The sequence below is a fragment of the Acidovorax sp. SUPP950 genome, from assembly GCF_030158935.1.
Taxonomy (GTDB): domain Bacteria; phylum Pseudomonadota; class Gammaproteobacteria; order Burkholderiales; family Burkholderiaceae_C; genus Paracidovorax.
On record NZ_BQXE01000002.1, the window covers coordinates 390,753 to 415,903 of the forward strand.

A 25,151-nucleotide genomic window follows, 5' to 3' on the forward strand; every position below is an offset into this window, starting at 1 on the left:
CCGCTGCCGGTGGCAGGCCGGTGTCGCGCGGCGATGGCGGGCCGGCATGCCCCTGCCGCCCCGGCGCCGTCCGTCGCGCGCGGCGCCAGGCCGGCCGCTCACTCCGCCCGGTTGGCGGCGGCCACGATGTCCAGCGACCGCAGGCGCAGCGCCGGGTCGTACACGTCGCTCACCAGCATGAACTCGTCGGCGCGGGTTTCCTCGGCCAGTTCGCGCAGGCCGGCGCGCACCGTGTCCGGCCCGCCGATCACGCCCGCAGCCAGGAAGTCGCCGATGGCGGCGCGCTCCTGGGGCGACAACCGCGCCGCGAAGTCCTCCACCGGCGGCTGCAGCTGCAGGCGGTTGCCCGTCAGGATGCCCAGCACCCGCTGGTAGGTGCTGCTGGCGAGGTATTCGGCCTCGGCGTCGGTCGGGGCGGCGATCACCGGCACGCCGACCACCACGTAGGGCGAGGCCAGGGTGGGCGAGGGGCGGAACAGGCGCCGGTACAGATCGATCGCCTGGTGCAGCATGCGCGGCGCGAAGTGCGAGGCGAAGGCGTAGGGCAGGCCGCGTTCTGCCGCGAGCTGGGCCGAGAACAGGCTGGAGCCCAGCAGCCAGATGGGCACCTCGGTACCGGCACCGGGCATGGCCACGAGGCGCTGGCCGGCCTGCACGGGGCCCAGCAGGCGCTGCAGCTCGGCCACGTCGCGCGGAAAGTCCTGCTCGGTCTCCACGCGGTCGCGGCGCAGGGCGCGCATGGTGGGGCCGTCGGTGCCGGGCGCGCGGCCCAGGCCCAGGTCGATGCGGCCGGGGTACAGCTCGGCCAGCGTGCCGAAGGCCTCGGCCACCACCAGCGGCGCATGGTTGGGCAGCATGATGCCGCCCGAGCCGACGCGGATGCGCTGCGTGGCGCCGGCGATGTGGCCGACCAGCACGGCCGTGGCCGAGCTGGCGATGCCGGGCATGTTGTGGTGTTCGGCCAGCCAGTAGCGCGAAAAGCCCAGCGATTCGGCATGCTGGGCGGTGCGCACGGCGATCTGCAGGGCCTCGGCCACCGTGCCGCCTTCGCGAACGGCCACCAGATCGAGCATGGAGAGAGCGGGGAATCGTTGCGTGGGGCGTTGCGTAGAGGTCATGCGGACGATTGTGGGGCGCCGGCCAAACCTGTGCTCGCCCGCGGCCATCGGTTCGGTGCTAGGCGTGCCATGCGGGGCGCCGCGAATGCCAAGTTTGGCGATGGCTGAGCCAGCGTCGATAATCCCAGGCTATGACGGCGCCGCCGTCCCTGTCCCCTGCATCGCCGCAGTCCGCGGCGTGGCCGAGCGGGGCACGCACCAGGACCAGGAAGCCATGGGATTTTTCAGCCGTTTGTTCACGCCGCGGGCGGATGGCAAGGCCGTGGAAGACGACTGGACCTCGCTGCCCGACAGCAACGCCAGCGAACTGGTGGTGATGGGCGAGGAGGCCGCCAAGCTGCTGGCCGAGATCGACATCGACGCCGCCATCGCCAGCCACGAGCGCTGGCTGCCTTGGCTGGAGCAGGTGCTGCAGGGCGCGCGCGACGAGCGGCTGCGGCCCGAGGTGATCCAGGACGACGGCTGCTCGGAACTGGGCCAGTGGCTGCAGGGGGACGGGCGCATCGCGCTGGGCCACTTTCCGGCCTTCGACATGATGGCGCGGCGCCACCGCCATTTCCACCAGCAGGCGGCGGACCTGGTGCGGCACGCCGAGGCGGGCGACATGGCACTGGCGCAGCAGGCGTTCAAGGGTTGCCAGCACGCGTCCAAGCAGGTGGTGCTGCTGCTCAAGGAGCTCAAGCGCGGGCTGGGGCGCTGAAGCGGAGCGGCTCGGCGACAGGCACCGCCACCTTCAGACTCCGGCCTGCCCTGGCCGCCGATGGCGATTGGGGCCGAATAGGCCTCCAGAACAATCAGTACTAGGGCATCGTGCTATTAAAATAATAGCGATCGATGCTTCGCGCCGTGGCCGCTCTCTGGCGTGCCTGCCCGCTCAGTCCCGCGTGACGCGCAGCACTTCCTCGGGGCTGGTGATGCCGGCGCGCACCAGGCGCTCGCCGTCGTCGCGCATCAGCGTCATGCCGCCGGCCAGGGCCGTGGCGCGCAGGTCGGCCTCGGAAGACTGGTTGTGGATCTGCGCGCGCAGCGTGTCGTCCACCACCAGCATCTCGAACACGCCCGTGCGGCCGCGGTAGCCGCTGGGGTCGGACGGATCGAGCTTGCGCACCAGGCGCTGGGCCAGCACGCCGAGCAGCGAGCTGGACAGCAGGAAGGGCTCCACGCCCATGTCGGTCAGCCGCGTGACGGCGCTGGCGGCGTCGTTGGTGTGCAGCGTGGCCAGCACCAGGTGGCCGGTGAGGGAGGCCTGGATGGCGATCTGCGCGGTCTCGAAATCGCGGATTTCGCCGATCATGATCACGTCCGGGTCCTGGCGCAGGATGGCGCGCAGGGCCTTGGCGAAGGTGAGGTCGATCTTGGCGTTCACCTGCGTCTGGCCCACGCCCGGCAGCTCGTACTCGATGGGGTCTTCCACCGTCATGATGTTGCTGCTGGCCGCGTCCAGGCGGCCGAGCGCGGCATACAGCGTGGTGGTCTTGCCCGAGCCCGTGGGCCCGGTCACCAGGATGATGCCGTGCGGCTGGTGGATCAGGCTGTCGAAGCGGCGCAGGGTGTTGCCCTGCATGCCCACGGCCTCCAGACTCAGCTTGCTCTCGCTCTTGTCCAACAGGCGCAGCACGGCGCGTTCGCCATGGGCGCTGGGCAGGGTGGACACGCGCACGTCGATGGCGCGGGTGCCCAGGCGCAGGCTGATGCGGCCGTCCTGCGGCAGGCGCTTTTCCGAGATGTCCAGGTCGGCCATGATCTTCAGGCGCGAGATCAGCGCGGCGTGCAGCGCGCGGTTGGGCTGCACCACCTCGCGCAGGGTGCCGTCCACGCGAAAGCGCACGCTGGAGTGGCGCTCGTAGGGCTCGATGTGGATGTCGCTCGCGCCGTCGCGCGCGGCCTGCGTGAGCAGCGCGTTCAGCATGCGGATGATGGGCGCGTCGCCGGCCGATTCCAGCAGGTCTTCCACCGCCGGCAGCTCCTGCATCATGCGCGAGAGGTCGGCATCGGATTCGACCTCGCTCACCACCGTGGCCGCGCTCGACTCGCCCTGCGAATAGGCCGCGCTGATGCGCTGCGCCAGCCCGTGGGCGTCCAGCGGCATGAGCTCGCGCACGGCGTACTTGCGCAGCACCTCCGACAGGGCGCCGGCATCGGGCGCGGGGCCGTGCCACAGCACGGTGGTCTGGCCGTCGTCCTCGAGCAGCAGCTGGGCGGTGCGCGCGAAGGCGTAGGGAAGCGGGTGGCGCATGGGCTTACTGGGGGCTGAGCTTTTCCGGGGGCGCGGTGTACTCGGACGGCGTGGGCACCGGCCGCGGGATGGCGCGCTGCTCGGGCAGGAGCGGTGCGAGCGGCGCGGTGCGGGTCGGCGCCTGCGGCACCACCGGGGCGGCGGGCAGGGCCGGCAGCACGGGGGCGTCCGAGACGCTGCGCATCACGGTGCTGGGCGCGGGCTGCGTGGTCTGCTGCAGCGCGCGGATGGCTTCGTAGCGGTCGGTCATCACCGCGTCGCTGGTGGCCGCGTCGCGGATCACGAGCGGGCGCAGGAACACCATCAGGTTGGTCTTCCTGCGCGAGCGGTTCTCGTTGCGGAACAGGCCGCCCACCAGGGGCAGGTCGCCCATCAACGGCACCTTGTCCTGGCCGAGCGCGTATCGGTCTTCCAGCAGGCCGCCCAGCACGATCACGCTGCCGTCGTTCACCAGCACGGTGGATTCGATCGACCGCTTGCTGGTCGTGGGGCCGTTGGCGGAGGTGAGCGTGGCCGAATCCACCTGCGAGACTTCCTGGTACAGCGTGAGCTTGACCTGGCCGTTCTCGTTGATCTGCGGGCGCACGCGCAGCATCAGGCCCACGTCCTTGCGCTCGACGGTGGTGAACGGGTTGACGGTGCTGCTGCCGGTGCTGTTGGCGTAGGAGCCGGTCACGAACGGCACGTTGTTGCCGATGATGATCTGGGCCTCTTCGTTGTCCAGCGTCATCAGGTTCGGGGTGGAGAGCACGTTGGCATCGCCCGTGTTCTCCAGGAAGTTGGCCAGCGCGCCCAGGTAGTAGTTGCCGTTGATGCGCGGCGCGACGGCCACGTTCAGGCCGTTGCCCAGGCTGCTGCCGCTGGAGGTGAGCGCCGAGGCGATGCTGGTCGAGTTGCCGCTGGCCGCCGCCAGGGCGAGGTTGATGATGTTGGAGCCGCCGCCCTGGGTGGAGTTGGTGCCGATCACGCCCACCGTGCCGCTGCCCGTGTTGCCCACCACGCTCTGCCACTGGATGCCGAACTCGGCCACCTTGTTGGCGGCGACTTCGACGATCAGGCTTTCCACCAGCACCTGGGCACGCCGGCCGTCCAGCTGGTCGATCACCGCGCGCAGTTGCCGGTACTGTGGCTCGGGCGCCGAGATGATGAGCGAGTTGGTCGTCGGGTCGGCCTGGATCTGCCCGCCGGTGGAAGGCTGGTTGCTGTTGGACGAGTTGCCCACGCTGCTGGCGTTGCTGCCCAGCCCGCCGCTGCTGCTGCTCCCGCCGAACGTGGAGTTGTTGTTCATGGAGCTGCTGCCCCCGGTCTGCGACATGCCGCCCGTCAGCCCGGTCGAGCCCAGGCCCGAGCCGGTGGGCGCGCTGGAGGTGGTGCCCGAGCCCGAAGACCCGCTGCCCGTGGCCGCCGACAGCGCCGCGCGCAGCGTGGCCGCAAGCTTGGTGGCGTCGGCATTCTTGAGGTACACCACATGGATGTTGCCGCCCGCGGCGCTGCTGCCGGGCGTGGCGGGCTGGTCGAGCTTTTGCACCAGCGACCGCACGAGCGCCAGGCGCGCCGGGTTGGCCGCGCGCAGGATGAGCGAGTTGCTGCGCGGCTCGGCCAGCAGCGTGGTGCGGAACGACGTGTCCGACTGCCCCTGGGCCACGGCCGGAACGGCCCCGGCGGCCGTGCCGCTGCCCTCCAGCAGGCGCGACACCAGCGGCGCCAGTTCGGTGGCCAGCGCGTTCTGCAGCGGGATCACTTCCACGTCGCTGGCGTTGGAGACATCCATGGCCGCCACGATGCGCGCCAGGCGCTGCAGGTTGTCGGCGTAGTCGGTGATCACCAGCGAGTTGTTGCCGGGGTTCACGTTGATCGTGTTGTTGGGGCTGATGAGCGGGCGCAGCACCGGCACCAGGTTGGCCGCGTTCTCGAAGTTGAGCTTGAAGATCTGCGTGACGATCTGCCCGCCGCCGCGCGTGCCGCCGAGGCCGCTTTCCGACACGTTCACGCTGCCGGCCTGCAGCTTGGCATCCGCCTCGGGCACGACCTTGTACAGGCCCGCGGCCTCCACCACCGTGAAGCCCTGCAGCCGCAGCGCGGCCAGGAACTGCTGGAAGGCGGCCGCGGGTGTCACCGCGCGTTCGGTCACCAGGGTGAGCTGGCCCTTCACGCGCGGGTCCACCACCACGTTGCGGCCGGTGATGGTGGCCATGGTGCGTGCCACGGCCTCGATCTCGGCGTTGGCGAAGTTCAGCGTGACCGGCTCGCCGGCGCGCACGCTGCTGGTGCCGGTGCCCACGGCCGTCTGGGCCTGGAGCGTGCCGCCCGCGCAGGCCAGCAAGGCCCCTGCGGCCAAAGCGTGGAGTGCGAACCGCAGGCGTTGCGAAGTCAAGGAAGTCATAGGGTCAACCCACGGTGATGATGGAGCGCGCGCCGGTGCGCCGCCCGATGATATTGAGGAGATTGGCCAGCGCACCCTCGCGCTCGGGCGCCGCGGTGGCCTCGCCGGTGAAGCGCAGGCGCTGGCCCACCCACTGGCCGCTGCCGGACAGGCGCAGCGCGCCGTCGAGGGTGGACAGCGCCAGGGTGGGCGCCTGCCCGCCCTGCAACACCAGCCGGTAGCTTCCCATGGGGCGCAGCGTGGACAGGCGCGAGGACATGTCCAGCGCATCGACCTGCGCCTGCCCGTCCACCACGAGGCGGCCGGCGGACCAGTCGAACGAAAGGCTCTGCGTGCCCAGGGCCAGCTGGCCCTGCGGCTGCAGCGTGTTCCAGGGCGTGCCCAGGCCGGCCAGCACGGCGGCCGGCCACTGGCTGCGGCCGTCGGCCACGGTCACGCGGGCACCGCCCCAGTGCGGGCGCAGCCGCAGCTGCACCGGCTGGGGCGTGCAGCAATCGGCCCGCAGTTCGGCGCGGGCGCCGTCCCACGCCGGGCGCAGGCGCCACTGCAGGCGCCCGGGCAGGGCGGCCTGGTCCTGGCTGCCGCGGCCGCCGGTGAGCACCATCTGGGCCGAGCCGGTCCACACCGTGCCGCGCGCCTGCGCCAGCCGCACCTGCCCGCCGCTGGCCTGCTCCACGGCGCTGGCCAGCCACCGCGCGGGAGCGAAGACCAGCAGCGCCGGCAATGCGCCCAGCAGCACGCCGGCCAGCGCCCAGCCGCGCGGCGAGCGCGGCACGGCGGAGCCGGCGAACGGAGGGCGGGGGGCGGTGCTGCGGGACACGGTGGCGTTCAAGAAGGGGGCTCGGGGAAGGGGTGGGCAAGAGGAGGGATGGCAAGGACCAGCGGATCAGCCCGGCGGCAGGGCCAGCACCAGGGTGCCGTCCCAGCGCGGCATGTCGGGCGCCGCAGGCTGGTTGGACAGGGCCGCGGGCGGCTTGCCGGCCGGCGTGGGGCCGACCACGGCCGTGCTGCTGCGCGCCAGGCGCGCCTCGATGGGCACGGTGCGGGCATTGCTGCGCGCCTGCGAAAGCCACAGGGCCAGCGCATCGGCAGGCGCCCCCTTGAGCGTGACGGTGGCGCGGTCGCCCAGCACCGCCATCTGCGCGGTGGTGCCCAGGCGCTGCGTGAGCGAGCTGCGCAGCACCTGGGCGGTGTCGCCCAGCGGCGCACGCGGCGCGCTCTGCAGCTGCAGGGCCTCGGCCTGCAGCGACTGCATGTGCTGCAGCTGCGCATCCAGTTCGGCATGGCGGGCGGGCGCGCTGCGCAGGGTCTGCAGTGCGGGCGCGACCGCCACCCACCACAGCAGCGCGGCGGCGACCAGGCCGCCGGCGGCCAGCACCAGCGACTGCTCGCGCGGGGCCAGGGCCTTCCAGCGCGCCTTGAGGGGCGCGACGGCGCTGGAGGGCGAAGAGGGGGCGGCGGGTGCGGGGCGCTTCATGGCTGGCCTCCGGTGCGCAGCAGCCACTGCCCGTCCTGCATGCGGGAGGAATACCCGGCGGCGGACAGCCGCTGGTTGGCGCTGGCCAGCGCCTCGGCGGGCAGCTCGAGCCCGCGCAGGCGAAGATCGCCCGCGCTGTAGTCGAGCGCGGTGGGCAACTGGCCCGGCGGCAGCGCGGCGCCCGCGGCGGCCAGCATGGGTTCGAGGTCGCGCGGCGAGACGCTGCCGGCGGCCTGGCGCAACTGAGCGAGTTCGCGCTCCATCTGCACGGGCGCATCGACCACCACCTTCACCTGGGGAAAGGTCTGCGTGAGCGCGGCGCGCACGCCGGCCTGCTTGGCCTCCAGTGCCTGGCGTTCCTGCCAGGCCCAGGCATTGAGGCCCACGAGCTGCGTGGCCACCAGCAGCCCGAGGGCCCAGCGCGCGGCGCGCCATTGCGGCGCGCGCGCGAAGGTGCCGAGCGTGCTGCCGGCCTTGCGCAGCGCGCGGGTGCGGCCGCTGCTGGCCAGGTCGAACTGCGCCAGGTCCCAGTCGCTGCGGGCGGCGTCCAGGGCGCGCTGGCTGGCGGTGTAGAGCACGGCGGGGCGGCCCAGCATCTGCTCGGCGAGCGCGGCCACGGCGGGTTCGGCGCGCACGGCGGGGGGCTGCCCCCCCGCATCCGCACCGGCCATCGCGCCGGTGAGCTGCAGGGCCATGGGCGACAGCGGCAGCACCGCCACGGCCTGATCGGGGCCCTGCGCGGTGGCCACCAGATGGGCGTCTTCGGGCGTGCCCAGGGCGAAGTGGTCGGGCGCTCCGCTGGCGGTGGGGCCGGGCGCGAACTCGGGCACCACCCGCTGCACCGGGCGGCCGGCCGCCTCCAGGGCCTGCAGCGCGGCGCGCAGCCAGGCCCGGTCGCACACCGCGACCCAGGCGGGCGCGCCGGGGCGGGCCCCCGGCTCCAGCGCGAAATGCAGTGCGGCGGGATCGTCCAGCAGGCGCTCTTCGAGCAGCCCTTCGAGCACGGCGCGCAGGCGCGGCGCCTGCGTGCCGGCACCGGGCGGCAGGGTGACGCGCTGCCACGACAGGGCGCGGGCCGGCACCACGGCCACCACCTCGCCGGCGCGGCCCGGGTCGGGCAGCAGCGCGGCGGGCGCGTTCGCGTGTCGTGTGGCGGTATGGCCGTCGGTGGTCAGCGTGTAGCCGTACTCGGTGGCCGGCCCCGGGTGGCCCGGGGGCAAGGAAAGGATGAGGGTGCTCATGGATGGGTTTCGCGGGCCATTTTAGGGGCGTGGCATGACGGATCGCGCGGCCGGGGTCAGCGGGTGGCCGTGGCGGCGTCGTTGCGCGCGAAGACCCCGCGTTCGCGCCACAGCGTGCGGGCTTCGCGGCCGGCCTTGTAGACCAGGGAGCGTTCCTGCACCACGGTGCTTCCCAGCCGCAGCCGGCCAAGCACTTCGTAGTACGACGAGGAGACGGTGTGCGTGGTGGTGTCCATCTGCGCCGAGCCGCTCAGCAGCTTGCGCGCGTCTTCCTCGTTGCGAAAGTGCCGGGCCTCGCGCGCCTGCACCAGTTGCTGCGCGCCGGCCATGTCCAGCCCCTCGATGCTGGCCTGCAGCACCTGGGCGCTGGCCGTGTTCAGGTTCACCCGCGTGCTGCGCGGCAGCACGGTGGCGTAGGGCTCCAGCGCCGCGATGGTAGCGGCGTCCACGCCCAGCCAGGACAGCTGCGACAAAGTGCGAGGCATCAGGGGCGCGTTGCCCGCATCGCCGCCCGTGGCCTTGGCCTGGCGCAACCCGTCGGCCAGCAGGTTCAGCTGCTGGCGCGGCAGGCCGAGCTGCTCGAAAAGGCGGGTGAACTGGCGCAGGGGGATTTCCTGCACGGCATTGCCGTCCACCAGGTTGAAGAGGTTCAGGCGCGACTGCAGGTCGATGATCCGGCCGGACAGGAAGGCATCGGCCGTGTCGGTGCTCGCATCCTCGGGCTGGCTCACGTTGCGGTCCGCCGCGAGGAAGGTGGACAGGCGCGCTTCTTCCAGCGGCACCGCCCAGGGCTCGGCCAGGTGGTCGGTGCCGTCGCTGTCGCGCGCGGCGGCGTCCTCGCGCAGGATGAGCCGCGACCAGTCGAGCGCGCCGGCCAGGATCCAGGCCGACTGCGCGCGTGCGCGCTCGGCGGTCTCCACCTCGACCGCGCGCCACTGCTGCCACATGGCCGCGGCCGCGAACGTGGCCACCAGCGTCACCGTGAGCATGGCGGCCAGCAGCGCCGCGCCGCGTGCGGCGGGGCGGCGGGGCAGTGTGCGGCGGGCGCGGGTCATGTCTTGCCTCCGCCGTTCACCGGGTTGACCCAGTCGCGGGTGAGCGTGCCCGCCAGCGCGCGGCCGGGTGGCAGCGTTAACTGCAGGCGCACGCCTTCGGGGATGTTGGTGGCCGCCGTCGGGCCCTGCGATTGCGGCAGGTTGGCGGTCGTCTCGCTGCTGGACAGGGCGTTGTACCAGGCCCCGTCGCGGTAGTAATAGATCTGCCAGTTCACCAGCGGCATGAGCACGGTCTCGGTGCGCCGCTCGGCCTCGCCCGGCGTGCGGGCCCATTGCGCCGCGCGCTGCCAGGCCTCGCGCCATTGCGCCCGCGTGCGCACCGGCGGCGACTGCCAGCGCAGCCACTGGTCGATGCCGTTCACGTTGCGCCGGGTCCAGGCCACGACCACCGGGCCTTCGTCGGGCTCGGCGCTGCTGCGGCGCGTCATGCGCAGCACCTGGCCGTCCCAGTCGAGCGGCTCGGTCTGGTCGATGGCCTGCAGCGCATCCAGGTCGGTGCCCCACTGGGCGAGCGCCGCCTGGATGACGAGCAGGCCGTCGGCTCGCTCCCGCGTCTGCTCCTGCGCGCGCACCATGCCGTCGAGCCCGCGCCAGCTCATGATCGCCAGGATCGCCATGATGGCGATGGCCACGAGCAGCTCGATCAGCGTGAAGCCGCGCGAAAGCCGGTTCGGGCGGCGCATGTCAGTACCTCCCCACGATGGTGGACAGGCGCAGCACGGAGTTCTGCCCGTCGGACACCTGGGCATCGACCCGGCGGAACTGCGGGTTGGGCGTGGGCCGCACGACCAGCGTGACGTCGTAGCGGCGCCCGGCCTGCTCGCAGGCCAGCGTGCTGTCGCCGATGGCCGGCATCTGGCGCGACAGGCGCACCTTCACGAGTTCGTTCTCGGCGCACAGGTGGGCCAGCAGCACGTCGGTCTGCCGCGCGGCATTGCGCGTGAGGGCCGACGTGGCCTGCAGCCCCGCCATGAGCGCGATCGCCACGATGGCCAGCGCCACCATCACCTCGACCAGCGTGAAGCCGCGCTCGCGCGGCCGGCGCGGCCCGCCGGGGCGGCCGGTCATGGCGCGGGCTCCACGGCGAAGGGCCGCAGCCCGTCGGTGACCACGCGCACCGCGCGCCCCGGGTGGCCCTGGTTGGCCAGCACGACCTGCTGCGGGCCGATGAGCGGCTCCGGCCCGAGCTGCAGCAGGCCCGGCCCCAGCACCTGCGTGCCGGGGTTCAGCCAGGCGCCGGCCGACGGATTGCCCGGCAGCCCTTCGAAGCGAAAGCCGCCCGCGAACGCGCGCCAGCGCACGGTGGCGCCGGATGCCCGCGATTGCGCGCGTGCCGCCTCCAGCAGCGCCGAGAGCCGTTCGCCCTCGCGGTCCAGCAGCGTCTGGCCGTTGTCGCGCAGCGCAAAGCCCACGCCGGCCGTGGCCAGCGCGATGATCGAAACCACCACCAGCAGCTCGAACAGGGTGAAGCCCCGGGCGCGGCGGAAAGGATTCGGGGTCACAGGACGTCGATCGCCACAGGGGCGGGGGCCGGCGCGTTCATGCGGGCGGCGGCCGCAAGCCGGGGCCCCGTGGCGCAGCCGTCACTGCCAGCTGCCGATGTCCGCATCCTTGCCCTCGCCGCCGGACTGGCCATCGGCCCCGAACGACATCACATCGACCTCGCCCTTGATGCCGGGGCTGAGGTACTGGTAGGGGCGGCCCCAGGGGTCGTTGGGCAGCTTCTCGAGGTAGGGGCGCCAGTTGCCGGGCGCGGGGCCCGAGGTGGGCTTGGCGATGAGCGCCTGCAGGCCCTGCTCGGCCGTGGGATAGCGCTGGTTGTCCAGCCGGTACAGCTTCAGGGCCTGCACGATGTTGGTGATGTCGGTGCGTGCCGCCGTGCTGCGGGCGTCGTCGGCGCGGTCGAGCACGTTGGGCACGATCAGCGCAGCGAGCACGCCGATGATCACCAGCACCACCATCAGTTCGATCAGGGTGAAACCGGCCGCCAGGCGGCGGCGTGCGGTGCGGGCAAGGGAGAAAGCGTGTGAATTCACTGAGGGGCGACTCGGATAGGGCAGATGCGGTCAATCATAATCGTGCGATGGTGACAAACACATACGGCAGGTGGGGCGTGCGCCTGGGCACGATGGCCCTGTGGGCATTGGCGGGCGCCAGCGTGGTCTATTGGGGCCTGCGCCTCTCGGCCCGGCCTGCGGGCCCGGGTGTGGCGGCGGCAGCGCCCGCGCCCCTGGCACCCGACGCCCAGGCCCTGGCGCGGCTGCTCGGGGCAGGGCCCGCCGCGCCGTCGGCGCCGGCAGTGCGCGAACCCAGCCGGTTCGCGCTGGTGGGCGTGCTGGCGGGCACGTCCAGCGGTGGCGGCGCGGCCTTGATCGCCGTGGACAACCAGCCGGCCAAGCCGTTTCGCGTCGGGGCCACGGTGGCCGAAGGGCTGGTGCTGCAGGCCCTGGGCCGCCGCCAGGCGCGGCTGGGGCCGTCGCACGACGGCGCGGCCACGGTCACGCTGGAAATTCCAGAAAAACGGTAGCGGTTCGGGGGCCGCACGCGGGGTGTGCGGCACAAAGAAAGACACCTGTTTCAGGTGGGGCGAAAGCCGCTGTCTCCGACGCGTTCAGTGCGCTGGCTCGTCCAGCGGCACCGTGGTCCATTCCCCATAGGCCGGTGCGGCCACCGGCCATTCGTCGGCCCGCGGCAGGCGCCCGGGCCGGGCCTGCAGCCACTGTACGCAGCGCGCCACCCCCGCGTGGGTGATCCACAGCACATCGCCATCCCGGTCGTGGGACAACCGGCGTGCCTCTGCCAGCGCTGCGTCCACGCGCAGCAGCATCGCGGCCAGGCTGTCGCCGCCGCTGGCGCGGGGGGCGCCGAAATCCGACGTCCACGCATCGATGTCGGCCCGGGCAATGGCGTCCCAGGCGCGGCCTTCCCAGGTGCCGAAATCCATCTCGGCGAGGCGGGCATCGGGCTCGCTGGCCGAATCGGCCTTCAGCGCCATCAGGGCCTGCGCAAGCTGCTCACATCTTTGTAGCGGCGAGTGGCGCATGTCCGCGAGCGTGCCGGGCAGCGCGTGGGCCAGTCGGCGGGCGGCATCGGCCGTCGCGGCAGGGTCGGCGGGCACGTCGAGCGCGCCGTAGCACACGCCCGGCGCCACCAGCGGCAGCGCATGCCGCACCAGCCACAGGCGCCGCTGCGTCACCGCAGGCCAGGCCCCAGCGCGACGGCGGTGGCCAGGTAGATGGCAATTTCGCCGATCTGCTGCGTGGCCCCCAGGCAGTCGCCCGTGAAGCCGCCCAGCCGCCGCGCGAACCAGCGGCGCATGCCCAGCGCGGCCAGGGCGCTGGCCGCGAGGGACGCTATCCATACCGCAATGCCCAGCGCATAGCCCATCAGCGCCAGAGACCCGATCGACCACAAAAGCGCGGTGGCCAGCGAGCGCCCGCTGATCTGGTCCGCCAGCGGCTTGCTCTTGGAGGTGGCCGTGTCGCCCACATGGGCCAGGGTGCGCACCAGCACCAGGGGCCAAAAGCGCGACAGCACATGCGCTGCGGCCAGCGCCGGCAACACCACGCCCAGGCCGCCGGCGCCCAAGAGCGCCAGCAAGGCCAGCTTGGCGGCCAGCACCAGCACCAGCGCCATGGCCCCGAAGGCGCCGATGCGCGAATCCTTCATGATCTCCAGCGCCCGCTCGCGCTGCAGGCTGCCGCCCAGGCCATCGGCCACGTCGGCCAGGCCGTCTTCGTGGAACCCCCCCGTGACCAGCACGGTGGCCACGGTGCTGAACACCGCACACACCCAGGGCGCCGCGGGCTGGGGCCCCAGCGCCCACGCGAGCGCGGCATGCACCGCCACCGCGACCGCCGCCACCAGCCAGCCCACGCCCGGCAGATGTCCGGCACTGGCGCGCAGCAGGGCCGGGCTGTAGCCCACCCAGGCCGCGGTCCGGCCGGTGACGGGAATCCGGGTGAAGAACTGCACGGCCAGCAGATAGTGGCGAAGCGCCTGCATGCTGTTTGCTATCAAATAAATAGCTATATGCCCTAGTATTAATTGCGCTGGAGGCCGTTTTGGTGCCAAGCCTTCGGGCTAGGCGCGCCCGGCCTGCAGGAACAACTGGTAAGCCGGGTTCAGCGTTTCTTCCACGTACGGGTAGCCCAGTGTGGCCAGGAAAGCGTCGAACGCCGCCGCATCGCCCGGCGGCACCTGCATGCCCACCAGAATGCGCCCGTAGTCGGCGCCCTGGTTGCGGTAGTGGAACAGGCTGATGTTCCAGCTCGGCTGCATCAGGCTCAGGAACTTGAACAGCGCCCCCGGCCGCTCAGGGAAGACGAAGCGCAGCAGCCGCTCCTCCTGCGCGAGCGCCGAGCGGCCGCCCACCAGGTGGCGCAGGTGCTCCTTGGCCAGTTCGTCATGCGTGAGGTCGAGCGCCTCGAACCCGTGGCGCTGGAAGTTGCGGGCGATCTTTTCCGACTCGCCCTTGCCGTGCGTGGTCAGGCCCACGAACACGTGGGCGCGCGCGGCGTCGCTGATGCGGTAGTTGAACTCGGTCACGTTGCGCGGGCCGCCGGGCAGTTCCCCCACCACCTCGCAGAACCGCTTGAAGCTGCCGCGCTCTTCCGGAATGGTGACCGCCAGCAGGGCTTCGCGTTCCTCGCCCACCTCGGCGCGCTCGGCCACGAAGCGCAGGCGGTCGAAATTCATGTTGGCGCCGCACAGGATGGCCGCGTAGGTCTCGCCCCGCGTCTTGTGCGTATCCACGTACTGCTTGATGGCGGCCACGGCCAGGGCGCCGGCCGGCTCCACGATGCTGCGCGTGTCCACGAAGATGTCCTTGATCGCGGCGCACACGGCGTCGGTGTCCACGGTCATGAATTCGTCCACCAGGCCCTTGGCCACGCGGAAGGTCTCCTCGCCCACCAGCTTGACGGCCGTGCCGTCGGAGAACAGGCCCACGTCGGCCAGTGTGACCCGGCTGCCGGACGCCACGGATTGCGCCATGGCGTCGGAATCGTTCATCTGCACTCCGATCACGCGGATCTCGGGGCGCACTGCCTTGATGTAGTTGGCCACGCCGCTCACCAGCCCGCCGCCGCCGATGGCGACGAACACGGCATCGAGCCGGTTGCTGCCCAGGCTCTGCAGCTGGCGCAGGATTTCCATGGCGATCGTGCCTTGGCCGGCGATCACGTCGGAATCGTCGAAGGGGTGTACGAAGGTCAGGCCCTGGGCCGCCTGCAGCTGTGCCGCGTGCTCATAGGCGTCGGAATAGCTGTCGCCGTGCAGCACGACCTCGCCGCCCAGCGTCCGGACGGCATCCACCTTGAGCTGGGGCGTGGTCGTCGGCATGACGACGACGGCGCGGGTCCCCAGCTTGTGCGCGCTCATCGCCACGCCTTGGGCATGGTTGCCAGCCGAGGCGCAGATCACGCCCTTTTGCAACTGCTCGGGCGACAGGTGCGCCATCTTGTTGTACGCGCCCCGCAGCTTGAAGCTGAACACCGGCTGCTGGTCCTCACGCTTGAGCAGTACCTGGTTGTGGAGCCGGCGGCTCAGCGCCTTGGCGGGTTCCAGGGCCGATTCGACCGCCACGTCGTAAACGCGGGCCGTGAGGATCTTCTTCAGGTAGTCCAGGGGCGTGAGGTGCTGGGTCATGTCGTGCGGATCGTTGCCGCGCCGGTCGCGGGCAGGGCCGCCATCATAGGCGGTGGCCCGACGCTGCTGCCGTCGTGCGCAGGGCAAAAAAAACGGCCCCGGACTGTGAAGTCCGGGGCCGAATCCATCCTTTGAGGAGATGGAGGAGACAATGGGTGCGAACAAACCGTTTGGGCTTGCTGTCCACCCTTTCGGGCAACGCATGGTGCGAAGTGTAGCCCAAACCATGCTGCGTTGCAGCAAAATTGATAGACCATCCCAGGATGGAAACGCGGTTTTTCGCTTTTTTTGATGGAGAAAAACAACATGGAATGCACAGTCACCTGGACGGGCGCCACGGGCACCCGGTCCGGTATGGGATTCATCGCCGAAACCGGCAGCGGCCATGTCTTGGCCATGGACGGAGCGCCCGATGCTGCCAACCCCGCCAACGGGGGCCAGAACCTGGCGCCGCGCCCCATGGAGACAGTCCTGGCCGGCACGGGGGGGTGCACGGCCTACGACGTCGTGCTGATTCTCAAGCGCGGCCGGCACGATGTCCGCGGCTGCAGCGTCAAGCTCACCTCCGAACGCGCGCCGGTCGATCCCAAGGTGTTCACCCGCATCCACATGCAATTCACCGTGACGGGCAAGGCGCTGCCTGCGGCGGCGGTCGAACGTGCGATCGCCATGAGCCACGAAAAATACTGTTCCGCCAGCATCATGCTGGGCAAGATGGCGGAGATCACCACGGGCTTCGACATCGTCGAGGGGTGATCGGCCTGGCGGCGCGCTGACGGCGGCCACTGCACCGAGGGCATTCCTTCAGATGCGGTGCGCCACCGTGGTCATGCACTTGGCGGCGGCCTTCATCAGCAGGCGCACCGGGGCCGGCAATTCCTGGCCGCCCGCGGCCAGGGCGCCGCTCGCGTGCCGCTCTTCGTCGCTCTTCATGCGTGCCACGACCGAGCGGGACGCCAGGTCCTGCGCCGGCAAGCGCTCCAGATGGCTTTGCAGGTGCTGCGCCACCTGCCGCTCGGTTTCCACCACGAACCCCAGGCTCACCCGGTCGCTGACCTGGGCGGCAGTCCATCCGATGGCGAACGCCCCGGCGAACCAGAGCGGATTGAGCAGGCTCGGCCGGTCGCCCAGGGCGTCGAGCCGCTCGCGCGTCCAGGCGAGGTGATCCGTTTCCTCTCGCGCCGCCTCCAGCAGGTGGGCGCGCAGGTGCGCATCGCGCGTCACGGCGGCCTGGCCGGTGTAGAGTGCCTGGGCACACACTTCGCCCACGTGGTTCACCCGCATGAGCGCGCCTGCCAAGCGTTTTTCCGCGGGCGAGAGGTTGGCTTCAGAATGGGCGCGTGCCGGTGAGGGCTCCCCTGCCCGGGGCTTGGCGAAGAGGGTGCGCAGTGCGGTATCGACCGCCGTCAGAAGTGGATCCATGGAAAAATCGGGTGAAGTTCGAAAGCGCTACAGAATTTTCGAATGGATACAAAAATGCGAGCATCCTTTGCCCGCTGGGCGCCGCGATAAGTCAGTTCCGTGACGCCCCAAGGGTTGTTGCAACACAGCAACGATTTGGGCCTTTCGGTGCAATTGTGAGGGAATTCCTTTGCGAAACGGACGTGGCTCTGTTGCAATAAGGACAACTTCCCCACCAGGAGGTTGGCCCGGGGATCCGGCGGACTGCGCTTGTGCATCTCAGCCCCCCGAACCGGCGCCCTCGTTTAACCTTGGAGTAACTCGCAATGAAAAAATCCCTGATTGCCCTGGCTGTGCTGGCTGCTTCCGGCGCTGCAATGGCTCAATCTTCCGTCACGATGTTCGGTATCGTTGATGCAGGCGTTGGCCGCATCTCCGCCGACAATTCCGTGACCGGCGTGTACAACAGCGGCAATGCAACCAGCCGTCTGGGTTTCCGCGGCGTTGAAGACCTCGGTGGCGGTCTGAAGGCTGGTTTCTGGCTCGAAGGCGCTATCCAGAACGACACCGGCACCGGTGCTGGCGGCGGCGCTACGGGTCCTGGCTTCGAATTCAAGCGCCGTTCCACGGTCAGCCTGATGGGCAACTTCGGTGAAGTTCGTCTGGGTCGTGAACTGACGGCTGGCTACGACAAGCCCAGCTCGTACGATCCGTTCGGCCAAGTCGGCGTGGGTAACTTCCTGGGCTTCGGCATCGGCGGTCAACCTTTCCGTATCGGCAACGGCGTGAGCTACCGCACCCCTGGCAACCTGGGTGGCTTCTTCGGTACCGTGCACTACGCTTTCGGCGAAACGCCTTCCAACGCTGCCTACGACAAGGCTGGCAACTACCTCGGCCTGGCCGGTGGCTACGAAAACGGTCCTCTGAGCGTGACCCTGGCAGCTGACAAGCTGCGCGGCGCTACGGCTCCCCAAGACGTGACCACGTACTCCATCGCTGGTTCGTACGATCTGGGCGTCGTGAAGCCAATCTTCATCTGGCACCAAGAAAAGAACAACGCTGCTGTGCAAACGAAGTACAGCACGTACCTGATCGGCCTGACCGCTCCTGTCGGTCCTGGCACGGTGAAGGCTTCGTTCGCGAACCTGGACCTGAAGAACAGCAGCGCCGATTCCCGCGTGCTGGCTCTGGGCTACGTGTATGACCTGTCCAAGCGCACCGCTGTGTACGGCACGATCGCTCACATGCAAAACAAGGGCGGCGCGACGCGCGTTCTGGCCAGCAACGGCCTGACCGGCGCTACCGCTCTGCCTGGCGAGAACGTCAACGGCTACCAAGTTGGTATCCGCCACTCCTTCTAATAGGGTGCTGACGCAAGTCAGCGGTTCTTGAGAAGAAAAAAGCCGCCGACCTTCGGGTCGGCGGCTTTTTGCATTGGTGTCCCCTGTGTCGCGTATGTAACAAAAAACTAGGGAAAACGCCTGTGGGTATGCTGCCATACGCTCTGTTCTGCAAAAACCGGGATTTCTAAAATGAATTTCCCTTATTCCAAGCAGAAAGAGACAACACATGCGTACTTCGTTTGTGACAAAGACCATCGCTGCTGCAGCGTTGGGTGTGGCCTCGCCATTGCTTTTCGCCCAGGCCAATACCAGTAGCGTGCAGCTGTACGGTATTGTGGATATGGCATATCGCCACACGAACAACGAAGGCCCGGCCGGCAGTCCCGGGGGCTCGCTGAACCAGATGGTGGGCGGCGGCATGTCTCAAAGCCGTTGGGGCATCAATGTGACCGAGGACCTGGGCGGTGGTCTGAAGGCCCTGGTCAATCTGGAGAACCGATTCGGGGCAGACACGGGAACCCCGGCGACGCCTTATTTCCAGCAGTCCTGGGTGGGTGTGCAGGGAGGCTTCGGACGGCTGACCATGGGCCGTCAATACAACATCCTGTTCGACCTGGTCACGAGCACCTACGCCTCCTATCCCTATTCGCCCTACATGGACGTGTACAAGCCGGAAATCGGTTTCGCACTGGGCGCGCGGGCCGACAACATGCTCAAGTACATGGCCGAGGTCGGTCCATGGCGGGGCGCATTGCAGTATTCGTTCGATGAGAAGAGCCCCACCGGTGGCAAGACGGCCGGGGGCTACCTGCGCTATGCAGCGGGCGGCCTGGCTGCTGGCCTGGGGTACCAGAACTACGAGTTCGCTTCGGGCAAGAAGGTCGATGCCTGGACCGTCGGTGGCTCCTACCGCCTGGGCGATTGGTACTTCAATGCGGGCTACGGCCAGAACAAGGTGGATGACGGCCTCACGGCGGTCGACCGGGCTGTGCTGGGCGCCATGTGGCAGGGCACGATCAACGGCGGCTTCGGCGGGCCGGCCTTCCTGGCTGCCAACAAGCGAACCATCTACAAGATCGGTGCGGGTTATCAGATCACGCCCCAGTTGAACATCGGTGCGCACTACTTCCGTGCCGAGCAGAAGGGCAGCACGGCGGCCGCCAAGGGCAAGGCGGACTTCTTCACGATGGCCTTCGACTACGCGTTCTCCAAACGCACTGACGCGTACCTCGAACTCGACCACACCAAGCTCAAGGGCGACCAGATCAGCCTGAGCAACGCGGCGGGCCAGGTCAATGGCGCCAAGAGCCGCACGGGCTACACGATCGGCCTGCGTCACCGCTTCTGACGGGCACTGGCTGCGCGCCGAGGCGCAGCCGTTCATCGATGCGAACGCCAGTCTCTTCGAAAGAGGCTGTCTGCACGGAGTGCACACGAAGGGCCGGGTGGCCCGCCAGCGCCGATCCGCGCAGGGCGGGGACTGGCACCTTCCTTGCATGGGTTTCCCGCTCATGCCAGATCCTGGGCCGGCCAGACCCCGGCTTCCAGCGACCTTCCGCATTCCTCAAAAAGGAAGCGGCATGTTCCACGCTTTATCCAAGAGGGTTCCATGAAGCTCATCACTGCCATTGTTTCGGGCGCTGCCGCCTGTGCGATCCTCGCGTCGCCCCTGGCTCATTCCAAGACGTTCAAATGGGCCAGCCAAGGCGAAATCTCCACCTGGGACATCCATTCGCAGAACAATGCCCTGCAGAACGGGCTGCACGCGAACGTGTACGAAACGCTGACGTACTACAACAGCCGCACCTTCGAGATCGAACCCGTGCTGGCGACTGCGTGGCGCGAGGTGAGCCCCACGCAGGTGCGCTTCACGCTGCGGCAGGGCGTCAAGTTCCATGACGGCTCGGCGTTCACGGCCGACGATGCGGTGTATTCGCTCTCCCGGGCCATGGCCAAGACCTCCAACTACACGCCGTTCGTACAAGGTTTCGACCGGATCGTGAAGGTCGATGCCCAGACGTTCGACATCTTCCTCAAGTCGCCCAATCCCGTGCTGCTGCGCCAGCTGACCGAGCTGCGCATCATGAGCAAGGCCTGGGCCGAAAAGAACAAGTCCGTGGAGCCCAAGGACATCAAGGGCACCGACGAGAACTTCGCGCACCGCAATGCCATGGGCACGGGGCCGTACACCCTCGAGTCCTGGCAGCCGGACGTGCGCATGGTGTTCAAGCGCAACCCGAACTGGTGGGGCACGATGGAAGGCAACGTGACGGAGATCATCTACACGCCCATCAAATCCGCGTCCACGCGCGTGGCGGCCCTGCTCTCCGGCGAGGTGGACATGGTGCTCGATCCCTCCCCGCAGGACCTGGCACGGCTGCGCTCCGGCGCCGACCTGAAGGTGGTCGATGGCGTGGAGAACCGCACCATCTTTCTCGGCATGGACCAGTTCCGCGAGGAACTGGTGGGCTCCAGCGTGAAGGGCAAGAACCCGTTCAAGGACGTGCGCGTGCGCCGTGCGCTCTATCAGGCCGTCGATGTGAACACGCTCACCCGCAGCATCATGCGCGGCCTGGGCAAACCGACCGGCACGCTGGTGGCGCCCCAGGTCGCGGGCTGGACCGAAGCGGTAGGCAAGCGCATGCCCTATGACGTCGAGGCCGCGAAGAAGCTCATGGCGGACGCCGGCTACGCCGACGGCTTCGAGGTGGACTTCGCCTGCCCCAACAACCGCTACATCAACGACGAGGCCATCTGCCAGGCCGTGACGGCCATGTGGGCGCGCATCGGCGTGAAAGCCAAGCTGCGCACGCTGCCGCAGGTGACGTACTTTCCGATGATCCAGCGCAGCGAGGCCAGCATCTACATGCTCGGCTGGGGCGTGCCGACGTTCGACGCGCTCTACAGCCTGCAGTCGCTGGTGCGCACCGTCGGCACGGGCGGCGACGGCAACTACAACGTGGGCCGCTACAGCAACGAGCGCATGGACTACCTCGTGGACCGCATCAAGGCGGAGACGGATGCACCGGTGCGCTCGCGCATGCTGACCGAGGCGCTGCAGCTGTCCAACGACACGGTTTCGCACATTCCGCTGTACGACCAGATCATTCCCTGGGCCATGAAAAAGACGGTGGACGTGGTTCACCGGGCCGACAACCGCGTGGACATGCGCACGGTCAAGATCAATTGATGCACGCGATCCTGCCCAGGCTGCCAACCCGGCCTGGCGCTTGCCCAACTGCCGGCCGGGGGGTATTCGCGGCGATGGCCCATCCCCCTGCTAGCATGCCCGATTCACTCACGGTTCACTGATGCTTGCCTTTATTCTGCGACGCCTGATTCAGGCCGTCATCGTGATGATCGCGGTGGCCTTCATCTCCTTCATGCTGTTCCAGTACGTCGGAGATCCCGTCACCTTCCTGCTCGGCCAGGATGCCACGCCCGAGCAGATCCGTGAGCTGCGCGCGGCGCTCGGCCTGGACAAGCCTTTCATCGTGCAGTTCTGGCACTTTCTGGTGAATGCCGCGCAGGGCGAGTTCGGCCTCAGCCTGCGCCAGGGCGCGAAGGTGTCGCGGCTGATCGCCGAGCGCTTTCCCGCCACGCTGGAGTTGGCCCTCGTGGCCGCCGTGCTCGCGCTGCTGATCGGCGTGCCGATGGGCGTGTATGCCGCCCTGCGGCGCGGCAGCTTCGCGAGCCAGCTGTTCATGACGCTGTCCCTGCTCGGCGTGTCGCTGCCCACCTTCCTGATCGGGATCCTGCTGATCCTCGTGTTCGCCGTGCACCTGGGCTGGTTCCCGAGCTTCGGGCGGGGCCCCGTCACGCAATTGGGCTGGTGGAGCACCGGGCTGCTGACCCCCAAGGGCTGGCACCACATCACGCTGCCGGCGATCACGCTGGCGATCTTCCAGCTCACGCTGATCATGCGGCTCGTGCGCGCCGAGATGCTGGAGGTGCTGCGCACCGACTACATCAAATTCGCCCGCGCGCGCGGCCTGTCCGACCGGGCGATCCACTTCGGCCATGCCCTCAAGAACACGCTGGTTCCGGTGATGACCATCACGGGCCTGCAGCTGGGCGGCCTCATCGCCTTCGCCATCATCACCGAGACGGTGTTCCAGTGGCCGGGCATGGGCCTGCTGTTCATCCAGGCGGTCACCTTCGCGGACATTCCGGTGATGGCGGCCTACCTGTGCCTGATCGCGCTGATCTTCGTGGTGATCAACCTCGTGGTCGATCTGCTGTATTTCGCCGTCGATCCGCGCCTGCGCGTGGGCAAGGCCGGAGGGCACTGAGACATGGCGCAGGCGCTTCGCTTCAAGGCCGGGGGCCGGGCCTTCGCGCACATCGCGCAGTACCACCCCGAACTCACCGCATTCCGGCGGGACCTGCACGCCCACCCCGAACTCGGCTTCGAGGAGGTGTACACCGGGGCCCGCGTGAAAGAGGCCCTCAAGGTGTGCGGCGTGGACGAGATCCACGACGGCATCGGGCGCACGGGCATCGTCGCCGTCATCCGGGGGCAGGGCCGCGGCAGCCGCAGCATGATCGGCCTGCGTGCCGACATGGACGCGCTGCCGATGACCGAGCAGAACGATTTCGCATGGAAGTCCTGCAAGTCCGGCCTCATGCACGGGTGCGGGCACGACGGGCACACCGCCATGCTGATCGGCGCGGCGCGCTACCTGGCCGCCACGCGCCAGTTCGACGGCACCGCCGTGCTGATCTTCCAGCCCGGCGAAGAAGGCTTTGCCGGCGCGCGGGTGATGGTGGAGGACGGCCTGTTCGAACGCTTTCCCGTGCAGTCGGTGTACGCCATGCACAACTGGCCCGCCATGAAACCCGGCACCATCGGCCTGAACTCGGGCGCCATGATGGCCGCGGCCGACCGCGTGACGATCGAGATCACCGGCCGGGGCGGCCACGGCGCCCATGCCTACCAGACGGTGGACGTGGTGCTGGTGGCGGCGCACATCATCACCGCGGTGCAGGGCATCGTCTCGCGCAACGTGCGCCCCATCGACAGCGCCGTGATCAGCCTGTGCGCGATCCAGGCGGGCGACCTGGGCGCCTTCAGCGTGCTGCCCGGCACGGCCACGCTGGTGGGCACGGTGCGCAGTTTCGATCCGGTGGTGCAGGACATGGTGGAGCGGCGCATCCAGGAGCTGTGCAGCGCCATTGCGCTCGGCTTCGGCGCCACCGCCACGGTGCGCTACGAACGCATCTATCCGGCCACCATCAACACCGAAAGCCATGCGCAGTTCGCGGGCGACGTGGCCGAATCGCTGGTAGGCGGCGAGAACGTGGTGCGCGACATGGACCCCAGCATGGGCGCGGAAGACTTCTCCTTCATGCTGCAGAACAAGCCCGGCGCCTACCTGCGCATCGGCCAGGGCACCGGCCCAGGCAACAGCGCGCTACACAACAACCGCTACGACTTCAACGACGACATCCTGCCGCTGGGCGCCGCGCTGCATGCCAGCCTGGTCGAGCAGGCCATGCCGCTGGCGGGCGCCTGACGCCCACATCGGCCCGTGTGCGCACATCCCCCTTTTCTTCCTCAGGAGTCCCCATGAAATTCCAGACAAAAACGGCGTTGGCCCTGGCGATGGTCGCCATGGTGTCCGTCGCAGGGGCGCAGACCATCCGCGTGGCGAACCAGGGCGATGCCCTGTCGATGGACCCGCACTCGCTCAACGAATCGCTGCAGCTGAGCGTGACCGGCAACGTCTACGAGCCGCTCGTGGGCCGCAACAAGGACCTGAGCCTGGCGCCCGCGCTGGCCACCAGCTGGAAGATGACGGCGCCCACGGTCTGGCGCTTCGAATTGCGGCGCGGCGTGCAGTTCCACGACGGCACGCCCTTCACGGCGGACGACGTGCTGTTCTCGCTGGGCCGCACGCAGGTCGAGGGCTCGGACATGAAGAGCTACACGAACGACTTCAAGGAGGTGCGCAAGATCGACGACTACACGGTCGAGATCGAGACCCGCTCGCCCTATCCCATCCTGCCGGACGTGCTCACGCTCGTGTACATGATGAGCAAGAAGTGGTGCGAGACCAACCAGGCCACGACGCCGGTGGACCGCCGCAAGGGCATCGAGAACGCCGCGTCATTCCGTGCCAACGGCACCGGGCCGTTCCGCGTGCGCGAGCGCCAGCCCAACGTGCGCACGGTGTTCACGCGCAACGGCAGCTACTGGGGCGCCATCGAGAGCAACGCCAGCGAGATCATCTACACGCCGATCGGCAACGACGCCACCCGCGTGGCGGCGCTGCTGTCGGGCGAGGTGGACGTGATGGAGCCCGTGCCGGTGCAGGACATCGAGCGCGTGAACACCAGCCCCAACACCCGCGCCGTGACGGGTCCCGAGCTGCGCACCATCTTCCTGGGCATGGACCAAAAGCGCGACGAGCTGCTGTATTCCAGCGTGAAGGGCAAGAACCCCTTCAAGGACAAGCGGGTGCGGCAGGCGTTCTACCAGGCCATCGACATCGAGGGCATCCGCAAGACCGTCATGCGCGGCGCGGCCAACCCGTCCGCCCAGCTCGTCGGCCCCGGCATCAACGGCTTCCAGGTCGACATGAAGCGGCTGCCCTACGACGTGGATGCGGCCAAGAAGCTCATGGCCGAGGCGGGCTACGCCAACGGCTTCGAGCTGACGATGAACTGCCCCAACGACCGCTACGTGAACGACGGCCGCGTGTGCCAGGCGGTGGCGGCCAATCTTGCGCGCATCAACGTCAAGATCAACCTGCAGGCCGAGACCAAGGGCACCTATTTCCCGAAGGTGCTGCGCCGCGACACGAGCTTCTACATGCTGGGCTGGTCGCCCGCCACCTACGATGCGCACAACGCGCTGAATGCCCTCATGACGTGCGTGGACGACAAGGGCGCCGGCCAGTTCAACCTGGGCGCGTACTGCAACCCCAAGGTCGACGAGCTCACCCGGCGGATCCAGGCGGAAACCGACAAGACCCAGCGCAACGCCATGATCCGCGAGGCGTTCGCGATCCACGCCGCCGACATCGGCCACGTGCCGCTGCACCAGCAGGCGCTGGCCTGGGGCGTGAGCAAGAAGGTCAGGCTGGTGCAGATGGCCGACAACTTCATGCCCTTCAAATGGATGAGCATCGTCAAATGAGTGCCGCAGCGGCGTAGCCAACCAAGCAGGGCGCGCCGGCAAGGTGCCCGACCGAGGCGGTGGCCAGCCGGCGCCGCCGCAGTGAGTTTCCTGGGGTTTCCAAACAC

General features: G+C 69.2%; 24 protein-coding genes. 9 read left to right on the plus strand and 15 right to left on the minus strand.

Annotation, left to right across the window (positions count from 1 at the left end):
* Positions 1-98: 98 nt before the first annotated feature.
* Positions 99-1,118 carry an LLM class flavin-dependent oxidoreductase gene (locus AVME950_RS10925; RefSeq protein WP_284429846.1) on the minus strand — a complete coding sequence of 340 codons (1,020 nt, stop codon included), beginning with the start codon at positions 1,116-1,118 and terminating at the stop codon, positions 99-101.
* A gap of 214 nt (positions 1,119-1,332) precedes the next feature.
* Between AVME950_RS10925 and AVME950_RS10930 the strand changes: the two genes are divergently transcribed.
* Complete coding sequence (locus AVME950_RS10930; protein WP_284429847.1) at positions 1,333-1,818, plus strand: CZB domain-containing protein; 486 nt, start codon at positions 1,333-1,335, stop codon at positions 1,816-1,818.
* 174 nt (positions 1,819-1,992) lie between these two features.
* Here the strand turns inward: AVME950_RS10930 and AVME950_RS10935 are convergent, their stop codons facing one another.
* The 10 genes from AVME950_RS10935 to gspG form a co-directional block, all read right to left on the minus strand.
* Positions 1,993-3,354 carry a GspE/PulE family protein gene (locus AVME950_RS10935; protein WP_272567432.1) on the minus strand — a complete coding sequence of 454 codons (1,362 nt, stop codon included), beginning with the start codon at positions 3,352-3,354 and terminating at the stop codon, positions 1,993-1,995.
* A 4-nt stretch (positions 3,355-3,358) separates the two neighbouring features.
* Complete coding sequence (gene gspD, locus AVME950_RS10940) at positions 3,359-5,737, minus strand: type II secretion system secretin GspD (RefSeq protein ID WP_284429848.1); 2,379 nt, start codon at positions 5,735-5,737, stop codon at positions 3,359-3,361.
* Positions 5,738-5,741: 4 nt separating this feature from the next.
* Positions 5,742-6,569 carry a type II secretion system protein N gene (gene gspN / locus AVME950_RS10945; RefSeq protein WP_284429849.1) on the minus strand — a complete coding sequence of 276 codons (828 nt, stop codon included), beginning with the start codon at positions 6,567-6,569 and terminating at the stop codon, positions 5,742-5,744.
* A 54-nt stretch (positions 6,570-6,623) separates the two neighbouring features.
* On the minus strand, positions 6,624-7,214 hold the full coding sequence (locus tag AVME950_RS10950) for a type II secretion system protein M (RefSeq protein WP_284429850.1): 591 nt from the start codon (positions 7,212-7,214) through the stop codon (positions 6,624-6,626).
* Positions 7,211-8,455: a type II secretion system protein GspL gene (gene gspL, locus AVME950_RS10955; RefSeq protein ID WP_284429851.1), complete on the minus strand. Its 1,245-nt coding sequence runs from the start codon at positions 8,453-8,455 to the stop codon at positions 7,211-7,213. Before gspL ends, AVME950_RS10950 begins: the two co-directional genes overlap by 4 nt.
* 56 nt (positions 8,456-8,511) lie before the next feature.
* Positions 8,512-9,510 (minus strand): type II secretion system minor pseudopilin GspK, encoded by a 999-nt coding sequence (gene gspK / locus AVME950_RS10960; RefSeq protein WP_284429852.1) that lies wholly within the window; start codon positions 9,508-9,510, stop codon positions 8,512-8,514.
* A complete protein-coding gene (locus tag AVME950_RS10965; protein WP_284429853.1) occupies positions 9,507-10,193 on the minus strand; it encodes a PulJ/GspJ family protein in 687 nt (228 codons plus the stop codon). Before AVME950_RS10965 ends, gspK begins: the two co-directional genes overlap by 4 nt.
* Before the next feature lies 1 nt (position 10,194).
* The gene (gspI, locus tag AVME950_RS10970; RefSeq protein WP_272567444.1) at positions 10,195-10,578 is read right to left on the minus strand and encodes a type II secretion system minor pseudopilin GspI; all 384 of its coding nucleotides are present in this window, start codon (positions 10,576-10,578) and stop codon (positions 10,195-10,197) included.
* Positions 10,575-11,012, minus strand: coding sequence for a prepilin-type N-terminal cleavage/methylation domain-containing protein (locus AVME950_RS10975; protein WP_284429854.1), 438 nt, complete (start codon positions 11,010-11,012; stop codon positions 10,575-10,577). Before AVME950_RS10975 ends, gspI begins: the two co-directional genes overlap by 4 nt.
* Positions 11,013-11,093: 81 nt before the next feature.
* Positions 11,094-11,546: a type II secretion system major pseudopilin GspG gene (gspG, locus tag AVME950_RS10980; RefSeq protein ID WP_284396434.1), complete on the minus strand. Its 453-nt coding sequence runs from the start codon at positions 11,544-11,546 to the stop codon at positions 11,094-11,096.
* A gap of 47 nt (positions 11,547-11,593) precedes the next feature.
* Between gspG and AVME950_RS10985 the strand changes: the two genes are divergently transcribed.
* Complete coding sequence (locus AVME950_RS10985) at positions 11,594-12,037, plus strand: general secretion pathway protein C (RefSeq protein ID WP_284429855.1); 444 nt, start codon at positions 11,594-11,596, stop codon at positions 12,035-12,037.
* 84 nt (positions 12,038-12,121) lie between these two features.
* Here AVME950_RS10985 and AVME950_RS10990 read toward each other — a convergent pair whose 3' ends face one another.
* The 3 genes from AVME950_RS10990 to ilvA form a co-directional block, all read right to left on the minus strand.
* Complete coding sequence (locus tag AVME950_RS10990; protein ID WP_284429856.1) at positions 12,122-12,706, minus strand: histidine phosphatase family protein; 585 nt, start codon at positions 12,704-12,706, stop codon at positions 12,122-12,124.
* The gene (gene cobS / locus AVME950_RS10995; protein WP_284429857.1) at positions 12,703-13,515 is read right to left on the minus strand and encodes an adenosylcobinamide-GDP ribazoletransferase; all 813 of its coding nucleotides are present in this window, start codon (positions 13,513-13,515) and stop codon (positions 12,703-12,705) included. Before cobS ends, AVME950_RS10990 begins: the two co-directional genes overlap by 4 nt.
* A gap of 78 nt (positions 13,516-13,593) precedes the next feature.
* Complete coding sequence (gene ilvA / locus AVME950_RS11000) at positions 13,594-15,159, minus strand: threonine ammonia-lyase, biosynthetic (protein WP_284429858.1); 1,566 nt, start codon at positions 15,157-15,159, stop codon at positions 13,594-13,596.
* 306 nt (positions 15,160-15,465) lie between these two features.
* Here ilvA and AVME950_RS11005 point away from each other — a divergent pair, with 306 nt between their 5' ends.
* Positions 15,466-15,915 carry an OsmC family protein gene (locus tag AVME950_RS11005; RefSeq protein WP_284396445.1) on the plus strand — a complete coding sequence of 150 codons (450 nt, stop codon included), beginning with the start codon at positions 15,466-15,468 and terminating at the stop codon, positions 15,913-15,915.
* 48 nt (positions 15,916-15,963) lie between these two features.
* On the opposite strand, the gene coq7 is transcribed toward AVME950_RS11005, so the two are convergent.
* Positions 15,964-16,581 (minus strand): 2-polyprenyl-3-methyl-6-methoxy-1,4-benzoquinone monooxygenase, encoded by a 618-nt coding sequence (coq7, locus tag AVME950_RS11010; protein ID WP_284429859.1) that lies wholly within the window; start codon positions 16,579-16,581, stop codon positions 15,964-15,966.
* A 305-nt stretch (positions 16,582-16,886) separates the two neighbouring features.
* Here coq7 and AVME950_RS11015 point away from each other — a divergent pair, with 305 nt between their 5' ends.
* The 6 genes from AVME950_RS11015 to AVME950_RS11040 all read left to right on the plus strand — a co-directional run bounded on the left by AVME950_RS11015 (position 16,887) and on the right by AVME950_RS11040 (position 25,044).
* On the plus strand, positions 16,887-17,921 hold the full coding sequence (locus AVME950_RS11015) for a porin (protein WP_284396449.1): 1,035 nt from the start codon (positions 16,887-16,889) through the stop codon (positions 17,919-17,921).
* A gap of 208 nt (positions 17,922-18,129) precedes the next feature.
* Positions 18,130-19,251, plus strand: a complete 1,122-nt coding sequence (locus AVME950_RS11020; RefSeq protein WP_284429860.1) for a porin — start codon at positions 18,130-18,132, stop codon at positions 19,249-19,251.
* Between the two features lie 261 nt (positions 19,252-19,512).
* A complete protein-coding gene (locus tag AVME950_RS11025; protein ID WP_284429861.1) occupies positions 19,513-21,093 on the plus strand; it encodes an ABC transporter substrate-binding protein in 1,581 nt (526 codons plus the stop codon).
* A 121-nt stretch (positions 21,094-21,214) separates the two neighbouring features.
* Positions 21,215-22,195, plus strand: a complete 981-nt coding sequence (locus tag AVME950_RS11030) for an ABC transporter permease (protein ID WP_272567456.1) — start codon at positions 21,215-21,217, stop codon at positions 22,193-22,195.
* A 3-nt stretch (positions 22,196-22,198) separates the two neighbouring features.
* Complete coding sequence (locus AVME950_RS11035; protein WP_284429862.1) at positions 22,199-23,419, plus strand: M20 aminoacylase family protein; 1,221 nt, start codon at positions 22,199-22,201, stop codon at positions 23,417-23,419.
* Between the two features lie 53 nt (positions 23,420-23,472).
* Positions 23,473-25,044, plus strand: a complete 1,572-nt coding sequence (locus tag AVME950_RS11040) for an ABC transporter substrate-binding protein (RefSeq protein ID WP_284429863.1) — start codon at positions 23,473-23,475, stop codon at positions 25,042-25,044.
* The last annotated feature ends 107 nt before the right edge of the window (positions 25,045-25,151 follow it).